Here is a 21,888-nt window from a genome sequence, read left to right on the forward strand (position 1 = left end):
CCCCGGAAGGATCCGAGCGTGAACAAACCTTCGGTGCTGTTCGTCTGCGTGAAGAACGGCGGCAAGTCCCAGATGGCGGCCGGGCTGATGCGCAAGGCCGCCGGCGACGCGGTCGAGGTGCACTCGGCCGGCACCAAGCCTGGCGCCGCGGTCAACGCCCTGTCCGCGCAGTCGCTTCTCGAGGTCGGCGTGGACATCACCGCCGAGACCCCGAAGGCGATCGACCCGCAGCTGCTGCGGGCAGTCGACGTGGTGGTCACCCTCGGCCGCGAGGCCCACGTCGATCCCGTCCCGGGGACCCGGTTCGAGAACTGGGACACCGACGAGCCGTCCGAACGCGGCATCGACGGCATCGACCGCATGCGCCTGGTCCGCGACGACATCGCCGCCCGCGTCGACCGGCTCACCGCCCCCACCCACCCCTGAGAACTGAGAGGCCCCCCTGATGACCCGTATCGAGGTTTTCGAGCCCGCACTGTGCTGCAACACCGGAGTGTGCGGCGACGACGTCGACCAGGCCCTGGTCACCTTCACCGCCGACATGGACTGGATCAACACCCAGGGCGGCGACATCGCCCGCTTCAACCTCGCCAATGAGCCCCTCGCCTTCGCCGAGCGGGAACCGGTCAAGGCGTTCCTGCAGCTCTCCGGCTCAGAGGGCCTGCCCCTCGTCCTCGTCGACGGCGTCACCGCCGTCACCGGCCGCTACCCCGACCGCGCCCAGCTCGCCAAGTGGGCCGGCATCGCCCCCGAACCGGTGGCCGCGCCCGCCGCGATCCAGATGCTCGGCCTCACCGACACCACCGACGCCGGATCCTGCTGCGGCGACGGCCCGGACAACACCAGCTGCTGCTGAAAGGTCGACCCATGAAGTTCCTCGACGGTGCACCGCGGTTCCTGTTCTTCACCGGCAAGGGTGGGGTCGGGAAGACCTCGATCGCCTGCGCCTCCGCCGTCGCCCTCACCCGCGAGGGCAAGAAGGTCCTGCTCGTGAGCACCGACCCCGCCTCCAACGTGGGGCAGGTCTTCGGGCTGAGCATCGGCAACACAATCACCGACGTCCCTGCCGTCCCGGGACTCTCGGCGCTCGAGATCGACCCCGAACAGGCCGCCGACGCGTACCGCGAACGCATCATCGGCCCCGTCCGTGGGCTGCTCCCCGAGAAGGAACTCGCGTCGATCACCGAACAGCTCTCCGGGTCGTGCACCACCGAGATCGCCTCGTTCAACGAGTTCACCGCGCTGCTGACCGACGAGACCACGATCGCCGGGTTTGACCACGTCCTGTTCGACACCGCCCCCACCGGCCACACAATCCGGTTGCTGCAGCTGCCCGGGTCGTGGACCGAATTCCTCGACGACGGCAAGGGCGACGCCTCCTGCCTGGGCCCGCTGTCCGGGCTCGAGAAGCAACGCACCATCTACGCCGGCGCCGTCGCCGCCCTGGCCGACCCGCAGCGTACCCGCCTGGTCCTGGTCGCCCGGCCGCAGCGGTCCCCGCTGGCCGAGATCGCCCGCACCCACACCGAACTCGCCGACATCGGACTGACCGAGCAGCACGTCGTCATCAACGGTGTCCTCCCCGCCCCCGACCGCAGCGACGCCTTGGCCTCCGCGATCTACGACCGCGAACAGGCCGCCCTCGCCGCCCTACCGGGCGACCTGCGGAAGCTGCCCCTCGACCAGGTCGAGCTCAAGGCCACCAGCATGGTCGGCATCGACGCCCTGGGCACCCTGTTCATCACCGAGTCGAACACCGCACCGGCACAGGCCGATTCCGAGACCGCTGCCGCCGTGCCGGAAGCGCCGCTGTCCGCGCTCGTCGACGAACTCGCCGCCGACGACCACGGCCTGATCATGTGCATGGGCAAGGGCGGGGTCGGGAAGACCACCATCGCCGCCGCCGTGGCCGTCGCGCTCGCCGAGCGCGGCCACCAGGTGCACCTGACCACCACCGACCCGGCCGCGCACCTCACCGACACCCTCGCCGGCAACCTCGAGAACCTGACCGTCTCGCGGATCGATCCGGCTGAGGCTACCGCCGCGTACCGGGACCGGGTCCTGACCAGCAAGGGCGCCGCCCTCGACGAGCAGGGCCGCGCCAACCTCGCCGAGGACCTCAAGTCCCCGTGCACCGAGGAAGTCGCTGTCTTCCAGGCCTTCTCCCGCATCATCCACGAATCCCGCCGGCACTTCGTCGTCGTCGACACCGCCCCCACCGGCCACACCTTGCTCCTGCTCGATGCGACCGGCTCCTACCACCGCGAGATCGCCCGGCAGATGGGCGAGAACACGAACTTCACCACCCCACTGATGCGGCTGCAGAATCCCGACGAGACCAAGATCCTCATCGTCACCCTCGCCGAAACCACACCCCGCCTCGAAGCCGAAACACTGCACGCCGACCTCGAACGCGCCGGGATCCACCCGTGGGCCTGGGTGGTCAACAACTCGATCGCTGCAGCTCACCCGACATCACCGCTGCTCCGACGGCGTGCCGGGACAGAAGTCGTCGAGATCAGCTCCATCACCAGCACACACAACCGGAGTGCGATCGTGCCGATGCTGGCCACTGAACCTGTAGGGATCAACGCACTGAATGCACTGACCCGCCCGTCCGAGACGACCCAGTCGAACCTCCCGCCGACCTAGAATCTCCCGCACCACTGGAACTTGGTCTGGTCATCCAATTCCCGACGTTCTTTTGAACTTCGGCGTGCCGCTGGTTCACTGAACGACCGTCTCGCCCTGAGCGGATCAGCGAGCCGACGGGATACCCAAGTCGGCCAGGCCTGTTCGGCCGTACGGGCCCGATCGGTCGAGGACCGTGAGCTTGCGGATCGCCGCGTCTCGGCTGGTCTCGAGCCCTTGGATTTCGCCGAGCCACCCGTTTGTTCGCGCTTCAGCGATCCTCTCGCGCAGGTTCGCGATGATCGCGACCAATCGTGGTCGCGCCCGGGGGTCGACACGGAGCATCGGGCAACGGATACAGGCGTGTTCATGGTTGCAGGGGGATCCGTAGGGGCGACCGCAGGTGCCGAGTTCAAGCTGTCGGGTCGCGAAGTGCTGCTCGAACTCAGCCCACTCTGTATCGGTGGGTTCCCGGTACTCGACGGCGGGGCGCATCGCTCGACGGTGGTCGAGGTAACGGCGGTAGGACCCGATCAGCTCATCCTGGAAAACCGCGACGTACCCCTGCGTGGTGGTGATGTTGGCGTGTCCGAGGAGCTTGGCGGCGATGTGGACCGGGAGTCCGCCCGTAACCGCGTCCGTGGCGAACAATCGCCGGAAGTCGTGCGGTGTGAAGTGCAACGGCTCGCCGGCCGCGTCACGAAGGCCGATGCGCTCGATCGCCTCTTCGAGAAGGCGTCGCAGGGTTCCGTACCCGATCACTGAACGTCGGTGCCCGTTGCGGCACTGGAAGAGGTGCGGAAGCGCTGGACCTGTCGTCCGCTCATGCTTGTCGTATCTGGCGACCAGCGGGATCACTCCATCGTTCTCACCGCGTAGTCGAGTGATAATCGAGGCGAGGACGCTGGCGAGTTCGGGGCTGACGAGCAGCAGGCGCTCCTCGTTGCTCTTCGAGGGAAGAATCTGCAGAAGTGGCACCGTCTCGCCCGTATCCGGCGGCCTGTAGGTGACGAGTGCGAGGTGAGTGAGTTCGCCGAGCTCTTCCACTCGTATTCCGGTGTGGCGCAGTGTCTCGATAACAGCCCAGGTCCAGAAGGCGTCGTCTTCCTCCTTGACGACGTCGATGCGCCGGCCCGCTGGATCGATGACGTGAACGAACGTCGTGTTGCCGTTGACGCGTCGCTTGTCGCTGGGGTCGACCCTGCGGTATTTCGTTGCGCGGTACTCGAACTCTTCGCCGGGTTGGGCCCTCCGCGCATGGTCGAGAAGCGCCGCCCGGTCTTCGCGATGGTCGTTTGCGCTGTCCACGAGACGGTCGAGATGTGGAAGCCGAGTGCGGACGCGTTGGTGCATCCGGGCTTGTCGGGTGCGCTTGGCCTTCTCGATTCCCTTTGTGTCCATACGGTGCACGGGAGACGGAGCCGCCCACGGAGCCCAATAGGGATCCGCGAGGGCCCACTCCTGGATGTCGAGGTAGAACGCGCGCACAACCATCAGCACGTCCAGGTAATTCAGCCGCGGTCTGGTGGACCCATCTCGATTCGTGACGGTACGCAAGCGCAGCTTCCAATCTCGCGCGGCATTGTCGCTGAGGTGCAGGGAGTCGACACCCGGATGGTGGGCTTCGATATCAGCCCAGAAGGAGCCGAGTAGGCGGGCTGTTGAGTCGAAGGAGGTGTAGTCCAGCGCTGGCTTCCTCTCGTTGAGATAGCGAACGAGGAGATCCCGGATAGCCGAGTTCTGGATGGCGAATCGGTCGATGATCTGTTCGGCGCTGCGCTGGCCGACTCTCAGACACGTCAGCAGGTCGTTGTCGGGAATGGGGGCAATCCCGCGGACGAGATCCCAGGCCGCGTGGACGCCGTTCGGGTTGGACCCGTTGGAGTGCCGGTTGTCTGCAAGATAGTCGGTGAAGTCATGTAGCTGCAGTTGGTTGAGGTCTCGGCCGGTTGCCAGGACCATCTTGCTCAACACCAACCGCGCTTCGCGGAACTGGTACGCCGTCAGTTTGGCGCGCGGTGCGTTGGCGGCGATGCGTTCCCAGAGATCGGGGCGGAGCCTCTCTCGAACCGTCTCGTACAGGCTTCGTGCCCTGTATGCGCGCAGGAACGCGTAGTCGACGATCACCACTCGATGGATGAGGAGCGCCGGCACTGTGTCGATCACGTTCCTGCGGGCGACTCCGCGCGCCGAGAGATGCTCGGTCATGGTGGTGATCCAGCTCGGGTAGTCGTTCCCCGATGCGGCTGACCACCGCTCTTGCCAGCCGGTTCCGGGGAATGTGGAGAGCCACTCGAGGATGCCGCGCAGCGCGATCGCGGCCCGCTCGCCGCGTACCGGGTGATTCCGCCAGCGAAGGTCTGCCTCCACGGCGGCAAGCACCTCATCGATCGAGTGGCCGTCGTGGTGTCCGTGAACGCGCTCGGGGCGGACGGTCACTGAGGGAGTTGCCACTGTCGTCAGCACAGATCCTCACCGCCAAACAGAACAGACATGTCATGGTCCCGGTATCCCAGCGACTTCCCCGCGAGGGGGTGTGGTGGTGAAGGCCTGCTCAGGTGCTCGAGTACACGCGACGCCACCTGGACATCTGATTCGTGCAGGTACACCTGGACGGTCGTGGCGATTTGTCGGTGGCCGAGGATTGTCTGAACGTCACGGAGCGAGAGCTTCGAGTCGTCGGCCATACGTCGTGCGGCAGTGTGCCGCAGATCGTGCATGCTCCAGTTGGTTCCGAGCGCGACGTTGGTGCGACGGAAGACGCCTCGGAGCGTTTCGTAGTTCATCGGTTGGCGGGACGCACCAGCCCGACGATTGCGGACGCGAAGGGTCCACCACAGTGGGGCGTTCGGTTGCACATCATCGATCTCGGACAGATACAGGCGGAGCCACAGCAGCGCCTCCGCGCTCACAGGTAGCCATTGTTCGTCCCGTGAACCTTTACGAGTCACCCGCACCAACTGCTCGCCCCAGTCGACGTCGGCCATCCGCATCCCGAGGATCTCCCCAGCTCGGGCACCATTGCTGACCGCCATCGACAGCAGTGCCCTGTCGCGATTGGAGGTGAGCGCACCGAAGAGCCGAACCCATTCCGGATCGGGAAGGACCCTCGGACGACGTTTCGGTATGGGCGGGTTGTAGCGAAGCCGGCCGTCGGTTCGGAATGATTCGAGGGGGTTGTGGTGCGCATGGGCGCGCCGGCTCGCGTTGCGCAACTGGACTGGGTTTACCAGGGGCCCAGTCCCTTCGATGATGGCCCATTCGTAGAAGGTGCGCAGCACCGCATTGCTGTGGCGGATGGTCCGCGGCTTGTAGCGGTCGTCGAGGTACTGCTTGCGTGTGACGGCGTTGATCGTGCCCGCGGTCGAGACGGACACGGTCCGCCGACCACTTTCCGGCTTGATGGCATCAGACAACCAGAGAACGAACTCGCGCAGGTCTTCTTGTGTGGCACGGTTCCACGGCCGGTCGATCACACGCAACCAGCGCCACCATAGCAGCAGGTCATACGCATAGCTCCGAACCGTCCCGGCGCGGTGACCACGAGTGACCAACTCCTTCAGAAACTCGCCGACCGGCTCGATCTCACGATCGTCCGGTCCAACCAGAGACCAGAACGGAACCCCATCTACTGGGTTCACACGACCCCAGGCCGGAAGCCTCGTCGGCACACCCTTCGCGTCTTCACGGTTCACGGACACTCCCTTCAACAGTGCCCTCGACAATGACCACGCTGACCGCCCCCGCCTCGATCGTCCTCGGCGTGTCCGAACTTAGTCCGGTCAACATCCCGTAGTCCATTGACAATCCGAACATCACACCGACGATCAGCACGGGCACCACGGACTCGACCGGACCCGCCGATCCTGCGCCGAGCAATGCCGAACCCCACCCGTGGCCGAATACCAGCACGATGATCCCCGCAGCAGCGCCGAGCACTGCCGTGTTCGCTACGGCGGCGATCACCACGATGAGGACACTCCGAAATGTCATGAGCAGCACCAGCATCCCAGCGATGAGCATGATCGCCACCAGTATCGGCAGCTTGTCAGTGATGGTGTCGGCGAAGTCGAACCCACCAACGGCGGCCCCGGTGACCGTGACACGAAGCGATGTATCGGCCGCCGCAGAAGGGATCACGGCCGCCCGCAGGTGTTCGACGAGGTCCTCCGTACGCTCATCCGACGGTCCGGTCTGGGGGTGACCGTCACCACAGCCCGACCCGGTGCCACCTGACTCTCGGTGACGCGTGCGACGCCGGGCACATGAGGCAGTTCTGAGATCAAGGTCGAGTAGGCCTGCTCTGCAGCCGGATCGGGCGCATCGATCAGCAGCGTGAGGGGACCGTTGATGCCGACGCCGAAGCCCTCGGCCAGCATGTCGTAAGCCTGGTGCCGTGACGTCGATTCCGGTGCACTACCAGCGTCTGCTGCGCCGAGGCGCAACGAAAGCGCGGGGATCGCGACGAGTGCCATCACTGCCGCGGCGCTGATCGCGACCACCACGGGGCGTCGTTCGACGAAGGCCACCCACCGCCTGGTGCGAACACCCGCCTCGGTGTCGTCGCCGATCCGCTCGCGCTGAGCAGCACTGAGCGCTTTGCGTCCCGCAACCGATAGCAGCGCGGGCAGCAACGTCAGCGCGGCGACGAGGGTCAGCAGCACGGTAAGGGCGGCGCCGATGGCCATCCCGGTGAGTGTCTGCACGCCCAGGACGGTCATGCCGAGCAGCCCGACGATGACCGTGGCCGCGGCGAACACCACCGCACGACCCGACGTCGACACCGCGCGTCCCACCGCGACGTCGACTGCGGCGCCACGCATCAGCTCCCGGCGAAAGCGGTAGGTGATGAACAATGCGTAGTCGATGCCGACTCCGAGACCAATGAGCGCTCCGAGAGTCGGTGTCGAGTCCGGAAGTGGCACCACATCGCTCAGCAGCATTGCGGCCATCAGTCCCGCGACAACGCCGGCTGCCCCGGTGACAATCGGCAACAGCGCCGCCCACGCCGAACGGAACATCACCACAAGGATGATCAGCGCGCCTGTCACACCCACGATCTCAGTGATCTCCGATACCGCGATCGTGCCCGCAAAGGCCTGCCCACCGGCCGCCTGAGTGAGTCCGGATTCCGCAGATTCCGACTCGAGGATGTCGGTGACGACGTGCTCCGCTCCCGACGAATTCGGGCCGAATGTGACCACCGCGTACGCGGTACGGCCGTCGGCGCTGACCTGCCCCGGATGGTCGATGGGTGAAGCCACTGAAACGACTCCCTCGGTCTGACCGACCTTGGTGAGCACGGAGTCGATGTGGTTGTGCCCGTGAGCCAGTACATCGTCGCCCTGCCAGACCACCTCACCGGTCACCGCCGTCGCGCCGCCGGTGGCGGACTCGAACGATGCCCCCACCGACAGCGCTGCACCGGTGAGCGTCACGATCGCCAGCACCCATCCGATGATCACCCCGATCCTGTGGTCGTGACACCATCTGCCAACTGCCGACATCCGTCTCCTCCTCAGCTGAACTCGGGCCCGTTGGCCCCGTGTTCCAGTCAAGTGGAGGACGATGCGCGGCGCCTCATGCCCGCCGACGAGATCCGACTACTCCATTCGTAGTAGTTCTCCATTCGTGGTAGCCGGCACATCTCGGGCCGGTCCTCGACCGGCCCAGGTCGTCGGATCACGCCGCCTCAACGGAACTCCCACTGGCACAGTGGTGATCATGGCTTCACGCATCGCCGAAACGTTCACGGTCGCGACATTCAACGTCAACGGCATCCGGGCAGCGCGTCGCCGCGGCTTCGACGAGTGGCTGGCACAGCGATCCGCCGACGTCATCGCACTGCAGGAACTGCGGTGTCCCGCACCGGAGGTGGGGGTGTTCCCCGGCTATTCGACCGCCCTCGACGTCGGATCGGTGCCGGGGCGTAACGGTGTGGCCGTGCTGACCAGAACACCCGCCGCCGCGGTTCGGACGTGGGTGACCCACCCACCCCGGGCCCGCGTGCTCGGCGAGTTCGCAAAGCACGGTCGCTACATCGAGGTCGACCTGGCCGACCATCCCGTAACGGTGGCCTGCCTGTACCTCCCCAAGGGCGGACTGCCCGCACACCTGCAACGTCCGGGCTCGATGCGTGAGCAACCCGACGGCGGGGCGAAGTACGAACGCAAGCAGCGATTCCTCGCCGCGTTCGCCCGTGAGGTGAGCCGCAACCGACTGGCCGCCCTGCGCGCGGGGCGCGAGTTCCTCCTCGTCGGCGATCTGAACATCGCCCACACCTGCCACGACGTGACCAATTGGCGCGCCGCACGCACCATGGACGGTTTCCTCCCGTCCGACCGCGACTGGTTCGACGAACTCCTCGGCACGCGCAGGCTCGTCGACGTGGTGCGCGCCGTCCACGGCGCCCGACCGGGACCGCTGACCTGGTGGAGTTGGGCGGGTCAGTCCTTCGTCAAGGATGTGGGCTGGCGGGTCGATCATCAACTCGCGACGCCCGGACTGGCTCGGCTGGCCACCCAGGTCACCGTCGACAAGGAGCCGTCGCCCGCCGAACGACTGTCGGATCACGCACCGCTCGTGGTGACCTACGGATGAGTCGAAAAACCGCGGCTGTCAACAGCTTCCCGGAAGTCAGCCGGGTGAGGCGACCCCGGACCGCGACTTCGCGTTTCGACGACGCGCCACCCCTGCCGCCACGGGGATCGCGACCGCGGCGATCATCACCAGCGTCGAACTGAGCGCGGCCGGCAGACCCGCGGCCGCATCGGTCGCCGAGGTGAGGTTGAACGCGGTATGCCACAGCGCGACGATCAGCACGCTATGCCCCGAGCGCGCGTAGATCCAGGCCAGCACGATCGAGCCGGCCGTCAGACCGACGAGCCATCCGACGGTGCCCGCCACACCGAAGTCGCGAAATGATCTGACCACCCAGAACATCGGCAGGTGCCACAGCGCCCAGGGCAGCGCGACGATCAGACCGGTGGTGGTGATGCCGAACCGCCCCAACAGCCCCTCGGCGAGGTATCCGCGCCATCCCGTTTCCTCGCCGAGTCCGTTGACGACGACGACGTAGATCAGCATCACGACCACCGGCCATGCGCCGACGCCGGAGTACGCGGCGAAGTCGGCGGCCGTGGGCGCAGCCGAGTCCGATAGCCACGCCGCCGGATAGGCGAGCAAGGCGCATGCGGCGGTGGCCAGCACCAGGACAAACCACCACCAGGACACTCGCCACCGGATCACCCGCGCCCACAGCCGCCGCAGGCCTTCCCGCCCTTCGGTCACCGCGACCACGACCACCGCGGCCACGGCCGGCCCGAGCAGCCCAGGCAGATGACTGGGCCATCCCTGACCGGGACCCACCGCGACATCGGTGAGCGCCAGCGGAATCCACCACGACCACGAGAACGCACAGGCCAGCAGCCAGTAGGCCACCAGTCGACGCCACCGCACGCTCTGATCGCCGAGGGGACCCGCACTCGCCTCCACGTCCCCACTGTGGCCCGATCCGCCACAATCGGGCAAGTGCCGTTGGACACCATTGGCCGATCCGTCGGTCGCTCCCCACCGCATTCACCCACCCTGACTTCAACCGTGGCATTCGGCACCCCGCAGCGATTAGCTGTGCGGCGTAGACGATTCCCGACACCACAAGGACATCCGATGACACGACAGCTGCACCTCGGCGGCTTCCTGATCGCCTCCCCCGTCACCCACTCTCATGCGGCGTGGCGGCATCCGGGCTCGGTGACCGACTACTTCGGGCCCGACCACTATCATCGCGTCGGCCGCATCCTCGAACGCGGAAAGTTCGATTTCGCCTTCTTCGCCGACCTCCTCGCGGCCCCGGTCCGGTTCGGCGGTGACCAGTCCGAGCCGTTCCGACGCGGCACCCAGGCCGCGGCCACCATCGATCCGTCGCTCGTGGCCGCCAGTATCGCCGCCGTGACCACTCACCTCGGCATCGCGGTCACCAAGTCCACCACCTACTTTCACCCGTATGAGCTGGCGCGTGTCTTCGGCTCGCTCGATCACCTCACCCGCGGCCGCATCGCCTGGAACATCGTCACCTCGCTGTCGGAGGCCGAGGCCCACAACTTCGGACGTGAGACCCATGTCGAGCACGACGAACGCTATGCGCGGGCCGAGGAGTTCGTGCAGACCGCGGTCAAGCTGTGGTCGAGTTGGGAGGCCGACGCTGTGGTCGCCGACAAGGAGTCCGGTGTCTGGGCCGATCCCGCCAAGATCCGGCCCGTCGACCACGACGGGAAGTATCACCGCACCCGCGGCCCACTCAACCAGCCACGCTCACCACAGCATCGTCCGGTCCTCATCCAGGCCGGATCGTCGAACACCGGCAAGGACTTCGCCGCCCGCTGGGCGGAGGCCATCTTCGAGATCGACCCCACCCCGGAGGGACGCCGCGCCTACTACGACGACGTCAAGTCCCGCGCCGACAACTTCGGCCGAAATCCAGATCACGTCAACATCTTTCCGTCGTTCATCCCGTTCATCGGGGAGACCGAATCGATCGCGCGGGAAAAGCAGGCATTCCACAACGAACTCGCCGACCCGATTTCGGGTCTGATCACGCTGTCGGTGCACACCGACCACGACTTCTCCCAGTACGACCTCGACGCACCCGTCGAGGATGTCCAGGTGAGCGGAACGCAGGGACTCTTCGATGTGGCACGCCGCCTCAGCCACCGCGATCGACTGACGCTGCGCGACATCGGGAAGCTCTACGCCCAGGGCGTCTTGCTGCCGCAGTTCGTGGGGACCGCATCCGATGTCGCCGACCAGATCGAGCAATCGTTCACCGGCGGCGAGGCCGACGGGTTCATCGTCTCCAGTGCACAGACGCCGGGCACGTTCAACGACTTCGTCGACTACGTCGTCCCGGAATTGCAGAGGCGCGGGCTGTTCCGGCGTGAGTACGAGGGCCGGACGCTGCGCGCACACCTCGGCCTGGGATCACCGGAGGAGGATCTGCCCGCCGACATCCGGGAGGGTTCGGGACTCGTCGCGGTCTAAACTGCGGTGTGACGTCCGCAGCGCAGGATCCGATGAGCGTGCGGCGAGCAGCACTGGTGCCGGTGGCCGCCGGTGACCTCGCCGCCACCCGCGAGTTCTACGCGCACCGTCCGAGTGGGGTGGGTGCACAGTCGCTCGACGAGGTGCACCGCGCGCGGTCGGCGCACACAGCGCCGCCCGCGGCCGGGCGCACGTCGGCCCTCACCATCGAGACCGGTGACCGCGAGGTCGCGATACGCATCACCCTGCCGCACCGATCTGCGATCACCGGCGTCCACCTCGCCATCCACGGTGGCGGTTTCTACCTGCGGCCCTCGGCCCGTGATGACGCCCGGAACGAACGCATGGCAGATGCGTTGGGTGTCGCCGTGATCGGGGTCGACTACCGTTTGGCTCCGGAGAATCCGTGGCCCGCGGCACCCGACGACTGCGAGGCGGTGGCCCACTGGATCATCGACCACGCGCAGCATCGCTTCGGCACCACCCGGCTCACCATCGGTGGGATGTCGGCGGGCGCGACCCTGACGATGACCACCCTGCTGCGGCTTCGGGATCAGGGATCGGCCGAGAGTTTCGCGGGGGCCGTACTCGAGGCGGGAACCTACGACCTCAGCGGCGCGACCCCCGCCGGGGCCACCATCACCGGCGAGTATTTCATCGAGGCATACGCCGGGCACGTCCGCGATCGCACGATTCCGGACATCTCCCCCATCTTCGGTGAGGTGTCCGGGCTCCCGCCGACGCTGGTCGTGATCGGCACCGACGATGTGCTCCTCGACGACAATCTCGCAATGGTGGAGCGTCTGACCGATGCCGGAAACAACGTCGACCTTCGCCTGTATCCCGATGTGCCCCATGGCTTCACCGGTCATGCCACGCCGGTCGCCACGCAGGCGCAACGAGACATCGACAACTGGTTGGGCGGCCGGGCCGATGGCCACGGCCGTGGTACACCGGGTCAGGAGTGATCGGCAAACGCGAGCACCCGTTCCACCGGCCACGTCGTGAGGATCCGATCCGGCTCGATACCGTGCTCCTGGGCGCGCCGCGCACCGAGAATGGGGAACTCCAGCTGACCGGGCGCGTGCGCGTCGGAATCGATGGCGAACAGACATCCCCGATCCCGCGCGATGTCGATCAGGTCGTCGGGTGGGTCGACACGCTCGGGACGTGAATTGATCTCCACCGCAGTGCTGTTCGCCGCGCACGCCTCGAAGACGGCGTGCGCATCGAAGGTGGACGGCGGCCGGTGACCGCGACCGGTCAGCACTCGACGGCCGGTGCAGTGCCCCAGGACGGTGACCCGCGGATCGCTCGCCGCCGCCACCATCCGCGCGGTCATCGCATCGTGATCCATCCGCAGTGCCGAGTGCACGGACGCCGTCACGACGTCGAGACGGTCCAGCATCTCGTCGGACTGATCGAGCGAGCCGTCGTCGAGGATGTCCACCTCGATCCCGCGCAACAGACGAAATCCGGTGCCGGATCGAGCATTCCACTCATCGATCTCATCGATCTGTCGGCGCAGTCGCTCGACACTCAACCCGTTGGCGACGGCGAGTCGGGGCGAGTGGTCGGTGATGGCCATCCAATCGAGCCCGAGTGCTTGTGCCGCAGCGGCCATTTCGTCGATCGATGCGCCACCGTCACTCCAGGTGGTGTGGGCGTGCAGATCTCCGCGCGCCTCGGCGACGAGTTCGGCGGCCACGCCGGGGTCATGGTGCGAACCCTCATCCTGCAATCGCGCGAGGTAGTCCGGTAGCCGACCATCGAGCGACTCCGCGATGACGGCGGCGGTGGTCTTCCCGATTCCCGGAATCGCCGTGAGAGTCCCCGCCACCGCGCGCGTGGCCAGATCCCCGGCCGGGTGCCCGGCGACGGCATGCGCCGCCCTACGGAAGGCCTCGACGCGGTAGCTGCTCTCCCGGCGGCGCTCGAGCAGCCACGCGATCCGCGTCAGGGCCGTCTCCGGCGACAACGGAGCCTCTACGGGCGCGAACGGCATCATCGAGCCAGGGTAACTGCCGATAGCGGCGATCTTGCGGCCAAGCTATTACTCAGTTAGAGTAATTTCATGTTCGCCACCACCCCCACCGACGCGATCACGCTCATCGAGGCGGCACGTCGACCCGCCGACGTCTTCAGCGGATCGGCCACCGACGCGGCCGATCGACGAGCAGCCCGTCGTCGCCATCGCATCCTTCTCGGCGCCGTCCATCCCGACCGCGCCGTATCGGTGGGCATCGACCCCGACGTCGCACGTGACGCGACGATGACCCTCAACGCGCTCTACGCCGCATTCACCGCCACCGCGGACGTCTCGGCCCCCACCGAGCCACATGTCCGTGGCTCATCCGGCATATACGCTCTGCGAGAAAGGCTCTGGGCGACCGACTCCGTGGCCGGCTATCGAACCGACAACCCGTCTGTACGCATCGAGATCGCCCGCACGCGATCAGCGAACGATGCCATCGGCACCGTGGGTCACGCGATATGCCGGCTGGACCGACACGGGATGTCCCGATTCGCCGCCGACATCGTCGACGACGCCGTCACCGCCAACCGACGCTGGATCGCCTATCGGCTCCCCGACGGACTGGTGTCGTTGCGTGCGGTGCGTGCCGCGAGCCCGCAGGGACTCGACGGGCGGGACTGGGCCTGGATGGCACGTCGCATCCTGATGACCCTCGACGCCGCGGCCACCCGTCACGGAAACCTCGGACTCGATACCGTCCTGATCCACCCGGGCGACCACGGTGTCGTGCTCACCGGCTGGTGCGGAGCACACGGCGGAGCCACATCCGACGGCGCCGCCCTGGCCGACCTCTTCGCGACGATGCTCGCGGATCGGGCACCGCGGCAGACCACCTTCGCACGGCGCAGCGCCGCACTCACCCCACGGGAGTCGCTCCGCGAATACGACCTCCTGATCGGAGTCCTGTACGGCCCCCGCAGATTTCGACCCTTCACCACACCCGTTCGAGAAAGGAATTGATCATGGGACAGGGATACTGGGACACCGGCGCCTACCAGGCGGCCGCCGACGCACGCCGCGCCGCCGGAGCCGACGATTTCGGCTACTCGGCACGGATGCGTAACACCCCGCGCCACCTGCGGATGGCCGCACCGGCACTCGATGCGTATGGCGCCACCGTCCGGGAGGCACGAGACAGCGCCGATCACCCCCGCTCCACCCCGATCGTCGTCCTGTTCGACGTCACCGGTTCGATGGGCCGGGTACCGATCACGGTGCAGAAACGATTGTCGGATCTGCTCGGGTTGTTGACGCGCGGCGGCTACGTCGACGACCCGCAGATCATGGTGGGCGCCATCGGCGATGACCAGTTCGATGCCGTCCCCCTGCAGATCGGGCAGTTCGAATCCGACAATCGGATCGACGAGCAGTTGCGTGAGATCTACCTCGAGGGCGGCGGCGGCGGCGACAAACGCGAAGGGTACGCCCTGGCCGCCTACTTCCTCGCCACTCGCTGCGTCACCGACGCCTGGGAGAAGCACGGGCGCAAGGGATATGTGTTCTTCATCGGCGACGAGATGAACAAGCCCGCGCTGTTCGCCGACTCGGTGCGCCGCTTCGTCGGCGACGACATCGGTGAGGATCGTGACGTCGCCGATGTGTACCGGCAACTGGCGCAACGCTTCCACCTCTTCTACGTGCTGCCGAATCTGACGAGTTACTACGACGATCCGGAGGTCGAAGACCACTGGCGGGCCATCGTCGGGGAACGCTTCGTCAAGCTCGACGATCCCGACGGGGTCGCCGACCTGATCGCCGTCACCATCGGTGTCACCGAGGAGTCGATCAGCGTGGCCGAAGGGGTGGCCGACCTGGCCGCGGCCGGCAGCAGTGCCGGTGCGGCGGTCGGAACGGCGCTGGCACGACTCACGCCCATCGCCGACGGCGGTGGCATCCTGCCCACAGATCTGTGAGGAGCACACCATCTTTCACACAGAGAACCGGACGCCCGCCACCCGTCCCCACGGGTCACCGATCGTGGTCGTCGGCCTGGGGTACGGCGACGAGGCCAAGGGCGCGACCGTCGACGTCCTGGCGTCGACGATTCCCGACACGGCCGCGGTCGTCCGGTTCTCCGGGGGCGCGCAGGCAGCCCACAACGTCTGCCACGGTGCCCGGCACCACACCTTCCGGCAGTTCGGTTCGGCCACCCTGCTGGACGTGCGCACCATCCTGCGCGCACCGATGATGATTAACCCGCTGCTCCTGGCGGTCGAGGCCGACGAGTTGGCGCGCCTCGGCGTCGTCGATCCGTTCGGCCTGATCGGCGCCGACACCCGCGCCCTGATCACCACGCCGATCCACGCGGCCATGAATCGGGCCCGGGAATCGTTGCGCGGCAACGCCCGTCACGGTTCGTGCGGGGAGGGCATCGGGGAAACCCGGGCCTATGACCTGGCCGTGGCACGCGGCGCCCGCACCGGCGAGACGATCGGGAATTTCCGGGTGTACGCCGACGCTCCCGACGTCGCGCCCCTGACGATGGGAATGCTGCGTGATCGACGGGCCACCATTCGGGCACTGGATGCGTTGAGCACTTTCGCCCGACCCTTGTTGACCGCGGCCGGTGCCGACGAGATCGAATCGGTCGGGACGATCGCCGACGCACTGGGCGACGTCGCCTCGGCGATCACCATTCTCGACGACGCCGACGCACATCTGGCGGCGACGCTGGCCTCGGGCACCGTGATCTTCGAGGGCAGTCAGGGTGCCCTGCTCGACGAGTGGCACGGTTTCCATCCGCACACCACGTGGGCGACGGTACTGCCCGGTGCGCTGCGACGAGAACTCACCGCCGCCGGGCACCGCCCGACGGTGCTCGGAGCGACCCGGTGCTACGCGACACGTCACGGCGCCGGCCCGATGCCGACGGAGGCCGCCCGTCCGAAGTTGCCCGACACCCACAATCGGGAGGGGCGATATCAGGGCGCGTGGCGCACCGGCCACCTCGACCTGCCCGCCCTGCGGTACGCGGCGGCGATCTGCGGTGGACTCGACGGCGTCGCCGTGTCGCACCTCGACGTGCTCGGCACACCCGGCCTGGCGGTGGCCGACAGTTGGGATGGCGCACGCACCCCGTTGCACCCGACACCGGCCGGGGATCTCGACCGGTTGGCGGAGCTGACCCGCATCGCCGGGGCGGCACGCCCGGATCTGCGACCACTGCCCACGTCGGCGGACGAGGTGACTAGGTTGATCTCCGAGGCAACCGGCGCTCCGGTCGTGATCACCGCGGACGGGCCCCGACGGACCGACAGGAGCATCACGTGGACAGCGCCGAGGAACACAACACCGAGGAGCGCACCGATCTCGGCATGACCTCGGCCGCTATCGACCCGGCCATCCTGAGCGTCGTCAGCGTCGACGTGGTGGCGCTGACCTACGACGTCTCCGCACGCCGGGTGCTGGTGGCCACCCATGCCCGCGAGACCGAGCCGTATCGGGGTGAGCGGGCGCTTCCGGGGGTGGTGGTGCGCAGCGGTGAACGACTGCGCGAGGCGGCACTGCGGGCGGTGGCGAAACTCGGCATCGACGTGCCGCCGAGCGCACTCGGTCAGTTGCAGACCTTCGACGAGCCGAGCCGGGACCCACGTGGGCCGTCGTTGTCGATCGCGATGTGGGCGACCTTCTGGAACGACGAGAGAATCCACACGCCCCACACGTTGTGGGAGCCGTTGGATCACGCTCCGGCACTGGTCTTCGATCACTCGACGATCGTCACGACCGCCCGTCGCTTGCTCGCCGAGCGGCTGTGGAGGGACCTCGATTTCACCCGCGGGTTGACCGGCGCCGAGTTCACCGCCACCGACGCCGTCGCCATCACCCGGCAACTCACCGACGCCGAGGTGCACCGCGCGAACCTCAATCGCGATCTCGCCCGGATCGATGTGCTCACCGAGGCCGGCGTGGCACCGACCTCCGGCGGACGCCCGCCCAAGTTGTGGCGGTGGGCGGCCGACGATGCAGGTCTCCTTCCTCCGGGGCGATCCGACCTAGCCTGACCTAGCCGAGCGCGGCGTCCACGACCTCCTGCGCCTGCACCTGGACCTCCTTGAGATGGTCTGCGCCCTTGAAGGATTCGGCGTAGATCTTGTAGACGTCCTCGGTGCCCGACGGGCGGGCGGCGAACCAGGCGTTGTCGGTGGTCACCTTGACCCCGCCGATCGCCGCATCGTTGCCGGGTGCGTGGGTCATGATCGCGGTGATCTTCTCGCCGGCGAGTTCGGTCGCGGTGATCTGATCCGACGACAACTTCGACAGGACCGCCTTCTGCTCCCGCGAAGCCGGTGCGTCCACCCGCGCGTACGCCGATTCCCCGTACTCGTCGGCGAGTTCCCGGTACCGCTGCGACGGTGTCTTGCCGGTCACCGCAAGGATTTCCGAGGCCAGCAGGGCCAGGATGATGCCGTCCTTGTCGGTGGTCCACGGTCCGCCGTCGAACGTCAGGAAGGATGCTCCCGCACTTTCCTCCCCACCGAAGGCGATCGACCCGTCGAGCAGTCCGCCGACGAACCACTTGAAACCGACGGGGACCTCGACGAGTCGGCGGCCGATACCGGCGACGACGCGGTCGATCAGCGAGGACGACACGAGTGTCTTGCCGACACCCGCGTTCTCCGACCATCCGGGACGGTGGGTGAACAGGTAGTCGATGGCGACGGCGAGGTAGTGATTGGGATTCATCAGGCCGGCGTCCGGGGTGACGATGCCGTGGCGGTCGGCGTCGGTGTCGTTGCCGGTGGCGATGTCGTAGTGATCGCGCGCGGCGACCAGCGATGCCATCGCGTTGGGTGACGAGCAGTCCATCCGGATCTTGCCGTCGGTGTCGAGGGTCATGAACGAAAAGGTCTTGTCCACCGTCGGGTTGACGACCGTGAGTTCCGGCAGGTTGTAGCGCAATCCGATTGCGGCCCAATACCCCACCGATGCCCCACCGAGCGGGTCGGCGCCGATCCGGATGCCGGCCGAGCGGATGGCCTCCATGTCGATGACCCCGGCCAGCGCATCGCAGTAATGCATCATGAACGGATACTCCGACACGTATTCACTGGCCCGCGCGGTTTCGAACGGGATGCGCTGGACGCCGACGAGTTTCGCCCGCAGCAACTCGTTGGCCCGGTTGGCCACCCACGAGGTGATGTTGGTGTCGGCGGGTCCCCCCGACGGCGGGTTGTATTTGAAGCCACCGTCGCGGGGCGGATTGTGCGACGGGGTCACCACGATGCCGTCGGATTCCACACCGGGATTGTCCGCGTTGAACTTCAGGATCGCGCGACTGACGGCCGGCGTCGGGGTGTACCCATCCCCCTCCGCGGTCAGGGTGGTCACCTTGTTGGCGGCCAGTACCTCGAGCGCCGAACGCCACGCCGGGATCGACAACGCGTGCGTGTCGTAACCGATGAACAGCGGGCCGGTGATCCCCGCGCCGGTGCGGTATTCGACGATCGCCTGCGTGGTGGCGAGGATGTGCGCTTCGTTGAAGGCGGTGTCGAGGCTCGAACCGCGGTGACCCGAGGTGCCGAACACCACCTGTTGCAGCGGGTTCTCGGGATCGGGAATGTTGTCGTAGTAGGCCTTTTCCACTGCGGCCACGTCGATGAGGTCTTCGGGCAGTGCCGGCGTGCCGGCGCGAGGATGTGCCATATGCCAAATTGTGCCATCGATCCGCCGGTCCGGAAGGCCTGCCGGGCCGAACGGTTACTGTGAACCCCGATCCCCTCGGCTGTGAAAGGAAACCCGCGTGACGCTGATACCTCTGCGCCCGGCGGCCACGCCGGAGTTGTTGGTCCTGGTGTTGCCGGGCGGCACCGACGCCAGCTATCGACGCTTCTCGCCCTGGCAGGGCTCGGCGCTGCGGATGTATCCGTTCACCTGGTCGATCCGGTTGCGGTTCGGTCGCCGCGTCGAGGTCCGTCAGGTGCGCTACCGCGTCTACGGCTGGAACGGCGGACAGGCCTCACCGATGCCCTACGCACGGGCCGCCCTCGAGACGATCACCCGCGACCATCCCGACACCCCGGTCGCGGTGATCGGCCATTCGATGGGCGGCCGGATCGCCGCACGACTCGCCGCCGACGAACGGGTGACCGGTGTACTCGGCCTGGCGCCGTGGTGGCAGTTCGCCGACTGGCGCGTCATCCACGGCACCGCCCGGGTGGTCGCGATCCACGGTGAGGCCGATACGGTGACGTCCGCCAAGCGAACCGCTCAGGGTGTCGAAGAACTGCGCGCCGCCGGGAACGATGCCGCCTACCTCCCGGTGCCCGGCGGAGGACATCCGATGCTCGACCACCTCCGGCTATGGCAGGGTGCGGCACTGGATTTCGTACGCGATCAGTTGGCGCGCGGTGGTCACGACGACGTGGCGGTCGGGCGCGCCGAACCCAGCGAGTCGACGAACTCCTCGTAGAACTCCACATACTCACCGCCGGAGAACACGTACACCGCGTCGTCACCGGCGCCGGAGAACGATTCCCGCCGTAGGTCCGAGCGCATGTTCTTGAAGGTCGAGGTGTGTTCGAGGTGATCGGTGATCCGGACGAAGAGCGGCACGGCGTAGCCCGGTAGACCGTCGGCGACGTGGCGGGCCAGATCGGCCGCGTCGAAGGTCGCGCCCTCGACGAGGCTGATCGCGGCCATCCCGGCCTTCCCGTCGGCACCGGGAACCGGCACGCCGAACACCACCGCCTCCGCGACGGCGGGGTGGGCGTCGAGGACCGCCTCCACCTCGGTGGTGGCGACGTTCTCCCCCTTCCACCGGAAGGTGTCGCCGATCCGGTCGACGAACCCGATATGCGAAAATCCTTGGTCGCGAACCACATCGCCGCTGTTGTACCAGCGGTCACCGGTCTTGAAGGCGTCGGTGACGATCTTCTTCGCCGACGCCTTCGCGTCGGTGTAGCCGTCGAAGGGCACCCGGCGATTGATCTCGGCGAGCAGCAGTCCGGTGCCACGTCTGCCGACCTTGATGACGCGGCCGGCGGCGTCGCGTCGCGGTTCACCGGACTCCTCGTCGTACTCGACGATGGCGTACTTCAGAACCGTCCATCCCGCCGTCTTCGGGATGCCGAGGATGTTGACGAATCCGATGTTGGCCTCGCTGGCGGCATACAGTTCGACGATGCGATCGATGCCGAAACGCTCGGTGAACTCGTCCCAGATGTCGGGTCGCAGCCCGTTGCCGACGGCCAGCCGGAGCCGATGGGCGCGGTCGGTGGATTTGGCCGGTTGCGCGAGCAGATACCGGCACAGTTCGCCGATGTAGCAGAACGCCGAGGCGTCGTTCTCGATGATCTCGTCGATGAACCGCGACGCGGAGAAAGTTCGGCCGACGGCCAGGCACGCCCCCGACGCCAGCACCGACGACACCGAGATGGTCAGTGCGTTGTTGTGGTAGAAGGGTAGCGCGGTGTACATGACGTCGTCGCTGCGCAGCCGGATCCCCACACCCCCGATGCCCGCCATCGCGGTGAGCCACCGGAAGTGACTCATCTTGGAGGCCTTGGGATATCCGGTGGTTCCCGAGGTGAAGATGTAGAAGGCGGTGTCGCCCAAGGTGATCGAGTCGGTGACGACCGGGTTGACCGGCGAGCACGTCACGACCTCGCGGTGCAGTTGGTCGAAGGAGACACGCTGCGGCGGGAGCACATGCTCGGGAACCGAGTCGAAGGCCTCGGCGAGGTCCTCCTCGTAGATCACCAGCGACGCATCGATCAGCCCGAGGCTGTGTTCGAGCACCGCCCCGCGCTGATGGAAGTTGAGCATGCCCGCGATGGCACCGACCTTCACGATCGCCAGCATCGTGATCACCACGTCGGGGTGATTGCGGGACAGCACGGCGACGACGTCGCCCTTCGAAATACCCTGGCGTGTCAGGTAATCGGCGATCCGGTTGGCCTGGGCATTGGCCTCCCGGTAGGTCATCGACCGGCCCTCGAACCGCAGAAAGTCGTTGTCCGGGTACTTCTCGACGGCCTGCACGAACCGCTTCCCGATCGACATGCGCCGGGTCGGTGGTTGCGGAATCAGGGCGGGCAGCGTCCGCACGATGCTCCCGAGGTCGCAGCGGAGCGACGCGATTCCGCGAAGGATGTCCCACAGTGAGATGTCGGGCAACAACCCGGAATCGGATGTCGTATGTGCGGACATGGTCCCTCCTGAACTCATTGGACAACGATGACGCG

Annotated in this window: 19 protein-coding genes; 11 read left to right on the forward strand and 8 right to left on the reverse strand. The window is 67.0% G+C overall.

The features are described 5' to 3' along the window. Positions 1-18: 18 nt before the first annotated feature. From ABLE94_RS17720 to arsA, 3 genes are read left to right on the forward strand one after another with little or no spacing between them, the layout of a single operon-like run. The gene (locus tag ABLE94_RS17720; RefSeq protein WP_348804321.1) at positions 19-426 is read left to right on the forward strand and encodes an arsenate-mycothiol transferase ArsC; all 408 of its coding nucleotides are present in this window, start codon (positions 19-21) and stop codon (positions 424-426) included. A 19-nt stretch (positions 427-445) separates the two neighbouring features. Next, positions 446-856, forward strand: coding sequence for an arsenite efflux transporter metallochaperone ArsD (arsD, locus tag ABLE94_RS17725; protein ID WP_074848795.1), 411 nt, complete (start codon positions 446-448; stop codon positions 854-856). A gap of 11 nt (positions 857-867) precedes the next feature. Further along, the gene (arsA, locus tag ABLE94_RS17730; RefSeq protein ID WP_074848794.1) at positions 868-2,652 is read left to right on the forward strand and encodes an arsenical pump-driving ATPase; all 1,785 of its coding nucleotides are present in this window, start codon (positions 868-870) and stop codon (positions 2,650-2,652) included. A 105-nt stretch (positions 2,653-2,757) separates the two neighbouring features. Here the strand turns inward: arsA and ABLE94_RS17735 are convergent, their stop codons facing one another. The 4 genes from ABLE94_RS17735 to ABLE94_RS17755 are packed head-to-tail and all read right to left on the reverse strand — an operon-like array spanning position 2,758 to position 8,096. Further along, the gene (locus tag ABLE94_RS17735; RefSeq protein ID WP_005195315.1) at positions 2,758-5,097 is read right to left on the reverse strand and encodes a tyrosine-type recombinase/integrase; all 2,340 of its coding nucleotides are present in this window, start codon (positions 5,095-5,097) and stop codon (positions 2,758-2,760) included. After that, a complete protein-coding gene (locus tag ABLE94_RS17740; protein ID WP_425476234.1) occupies positions 5,091-6,332 on the reverse strand; it encodes a tyrosine-type recombinase/integrase in 1,242 nt (413 codons plus the stop codon). The genes ABLE94_RS17735 and ABLE94_RS17740 overlap by 7 nt, the downstream gene beginning before the upstream one ends. Beyond that, positions 6,316-6,771: an MMPL family transporter gene (locus tag ABLE94_RS17750; RefSeq protein ID WP_348804323.1), complete on the reverse strand. Its 456-nt coding sequence runs from the start codon at positions 6,769-6,771 to the stop codon at positions 6,316-6,318. The genes ABLE94_RS17740 and ABLE94_RS17750 overlap by 17 nt, the downstream gene beginning before the upstream one ends. Further along, the gene (locus tag ABLE94_RS17755; RefSeq protein ID WP_348804324.1) at positions 6,768-8,096 is read right to left on the reverse strand and encodes an MMPL family transporter; all 1,329 of its coding nucleotides are present in this window, start codon (positions 8,094-8,096) and stop codon (positions 6,768-6,770) included. The genes ABLE94_RS17750 and ABLE94_RS17755 overlap by 4 nt, the downstream gene beginning before the upstream one ends. Before the next feature lie 259 nt (positions 8,097-8,355). On the opposite strand from ABLE94_RS17755, the gene ABLE94_RS17760 reads away from it, so the two are divergent. Beyond that, a complete protein-coding gene (locus ABLE94_RS17760) occupies positions 8,356-9,231 on the forward strand; it encodes an exodeoxyribonuclease III (protein ID WP_348804325.1) in 876 nt (291 codons plus the stop codon). A gap of 36 nt (positions 9,232-9,267) precedes the next feature. On the opposite strand, the gene ABLE94_RS17765 is transcribed toward ABLE94_RS17760, so the two are convergent. Beyond that, positions 9,268-10,125, reverse strand: coding sequence for a CPBP family glutamic-type intramembrane protease (locus ABLE94_RS17765; RefSeq protein WP_348804326.1), 858 nt, complete (start codon positions 10,123-10,125; stop codon positions 9,268-9,270). 174 nt (positions 10,126-10,299) lie between these two features. Here ABLE94_RS17765 and ABLE94_RS17770 point away from each other — a divergent pair, with 174 nt between their 5' ends. Both ABLE94_RS17770 and ABLE94_RS17775 read left to right on the forward strand, forming a co-directional pair. Beyond that, positions 10,300-11,670, forward strand: coding sequence for an LLM class flavin-dependent oxidoreductase (locus ABLE94_RS17770; protein WP_348804327.1), 1,371 nt, complete (start codon positions 10,300-10,302; stop codon positions 11,668-11,670). Between the two features lie 32 nt (positions 11,671-11,702). Next, positions 11,703-12,638: an alpha/beta hydrolase gene (locus tag ABLE94_RS17775; RefSeq protein ID WP_348804328.1), complete on the forward strand. Its 936-nt coding sequence runs from the start codon at positions 11,703-11,705 to the stop codon at positions 12,636-12,638. Here the strand turns inward: ABLE94_RS17775 and ABLE94_RS17780 are convergent. Next, a complete protein-coding gene (locus tag ABLE94_RS17780; protein WP_348804329.1) occupies positions 12,629-13,678 on the reverse strand; it encodes a PHP domain-containing protein in 1,050 nt (349 codons plus the stop codon). The two genes, ABLE94_RS17775 and ABLE94_RS17780, sit on opposite strands and share 10 nt — an antisense overlap. A 66-nt stretch (positions 13,679-13,744) precedes the next feature. On the opposite strand from ABLE94_RS17780, the gene ABLE94_RS17785 reads away from it, so the two are divergent. The 4 genes from ABLE94_RS17785 to ABLE94_RS17800 all read left to right on the forward strand — a co-directional run bounded on the left by ABLE94_RS17785 (position 13,745) and on the right by ABLE94_RS17800 (position 17,706). Continuing rightward, complete coding sequence (locus ABLE94_RS17785) at positions 13,745-14,665, forward strand: hypothetical protein (protein ID WP_348804330.1); 921 nt, start codon at positions 13,745-13,747, stop codon at positions 14,663-14,665. Positions 14,666-14,667: 2 nt separating this feature from the next. Next, positions 14,668-15,618, forward strand: a complete 951-nt coding sequence (locus tag ABLE94_RS17790; RefSeq protein ID WP_348804331.1) for a hypothetical protein — start codon at positions 14,668-14,670, stop codon at positions 15,616-15,618. Between the two features lie 64 nt (positions 15,619-15,682). Beyond that, positions 15,683-17,023 carry an adenylosuccinate synthetase gene (locus ABLE94_RS17795; protein WP_348809432.1) on the forward strand — a complete coding sequence of 447 codons (1,341 nt, stop codon included), beginning with the start codon at positions 15,683-15,685 and terminating at the stop codon, positions 17,021-17,023. Beyond that, the gene (locus ABLE94_RS17800; protein ID WP_425476239.1) at positions 17,020-17,706 is read left to right on the forward strand and encodes an NUDIX hydrolase; all 687 of its coding nucleotides are present in this window, start codon (positions 17,020-17,022) and stop codon (positions 17,704-17,706) included. Before ABLE94_RS17795 ends, ABLE94_RS17800 begins: the two co-directional genes overlap by 4 nt. 1 nt (position 17,707) lies before the next feature. Here ABLE94_RS17800 and pgm read toward each other — a convergent pair whose 3' ends face one another. Beyond that, a complete protein-coding gene (pgm, locus tag ABLE94_RS17805; RefSeq protein ID WP_348804333.1) occupies positions 17,708-19,348 on the reverse strand; it encodes a phosphoglucomutase (alpha-D-glucose-1,6-bisphosphate-dependent) in 1,641 nt (546 codons plus the stop codon). A 106-nt stretch (positions 19,349-19,454) separates the two neighbouring features. On the opposite strand from pgm, the gene ABLE94_RS17810 reads away from it, so the two are divergent. Further along, a complete protein-coding gene (locus ABLE94_RS17810) occupies positions 19,455-20,114 on the forward strand; it encodes an alpha/beta fold hydrolase (RefSeq protein WP_348804564.1) in 660 nt (219 codons plus the stop codon). Here ABLE94_RS17810 and ABLE94_RS17815 read toward each other — a convergent pair. After that, on the reverse strand, positions 20,057-21,853 hold the full coding sequence (locus tag ABLE94_RS17815; protein ID WP_348804334.1) for a long-chain-acyl-CoA synthetase: 1,797 nt from the start codon (positions 21,851-21,853) through the stop codon (positions 20,057-20,059). The two genes, ABLE94_RS17810 and ABLE94_RS17815, sit on opposite strands and share 58 nt — an antisense overlap. Positions 21,854-21,888 lie beyond the last annotated feature (35 nt).

Source organism: Gordonia sp. VNK1 (assembly GCF_040049135.1).
GTDB classification, from domain to species: domain Bacteria; phylum Actinomycetota; class Actinomycetes; order Mycobacteriales; family Mycobacteriaceae; genus Gordonia; species Gordonia oleivorans.

Bases quoted from the DNA above. Each gene is read 5' to 3' on its own strand.
- arsD (WP_074848795.1), top strand. From the start codon at position 446: ATGACCCGTATCGAGGTTTTCGAGCCCGCACTGTGCTGCAACACCGGA.
- arsA (WP_074848794.1), top strand. From the start codon at position 868: ATGAAGTTCCTCGACGGTGCACCGCGGTTCCTGTTCTTCACCGGCAAG.
- ABLE94_RS17760 (WP_348804325.1), top strand. From the start codon at position 8,356: ATGGCTTCACGCATCGCCGAAACGTTCACGGTCGCGACATTCAACGTC.
- ABLE94_RS17770 (WP_348804327.1), top strand. From the start codon at position 10,300: ATGACACGACAGCTGCACCTCGGCGGCTTCCTGATCGCCTCCCCCGTC.
- ABLE94_RS17775 (WP_348804328.1), top strand. From the start codon at position 11,703: ATGAGCGTGCGGCGAGCAGCACTGGTGCCGGTGGCCGCCGGTGACCTC.
- ABLE94_RS17780 (WP_348804329.1), bottom strand. From the start codon at position 13,678: ATGATGCCGTTCGCGCCCGTAGAGGCTCCGTTGTCGCCGGAGACGGCC.
- ABLE94_RS17785 (WP_348804330.1), top strand. From the start codon at position 13,745: ATGTTCGCCACCACCCCCACCGACGCGATCACGCTCATCGAGGCGGCA.
- ABLE94_RS17790 (WP_348804331.1), top strand. From the start codon at position 14,668: ATGGGACAGGGATACTGGGACACCGGCGCCTACCAGGCGGCCGCCGAC.
- ABLE94_RS17800 (WP_425476239.1), top strand. From the start codon at position 17,020: ATGACCTCGGCCGCTATCGACCCGGCCATCCTGAGCGTCGTCAGCGTC.
- pgm (WP_348804333.1), bottom strand. From the start codon at position 19,348: ATGGCACATCCTCGCGCCGGCACGCCGGCACTGCCCGAAGACCTCATC.
- ABLE94_RS17815 (WP_348804334.1), bottom strand. From the start codon at position 21,853: ATGTCCGCACATACGACATCCGATTCCGGGTTGTTGCCCGACATCTCA.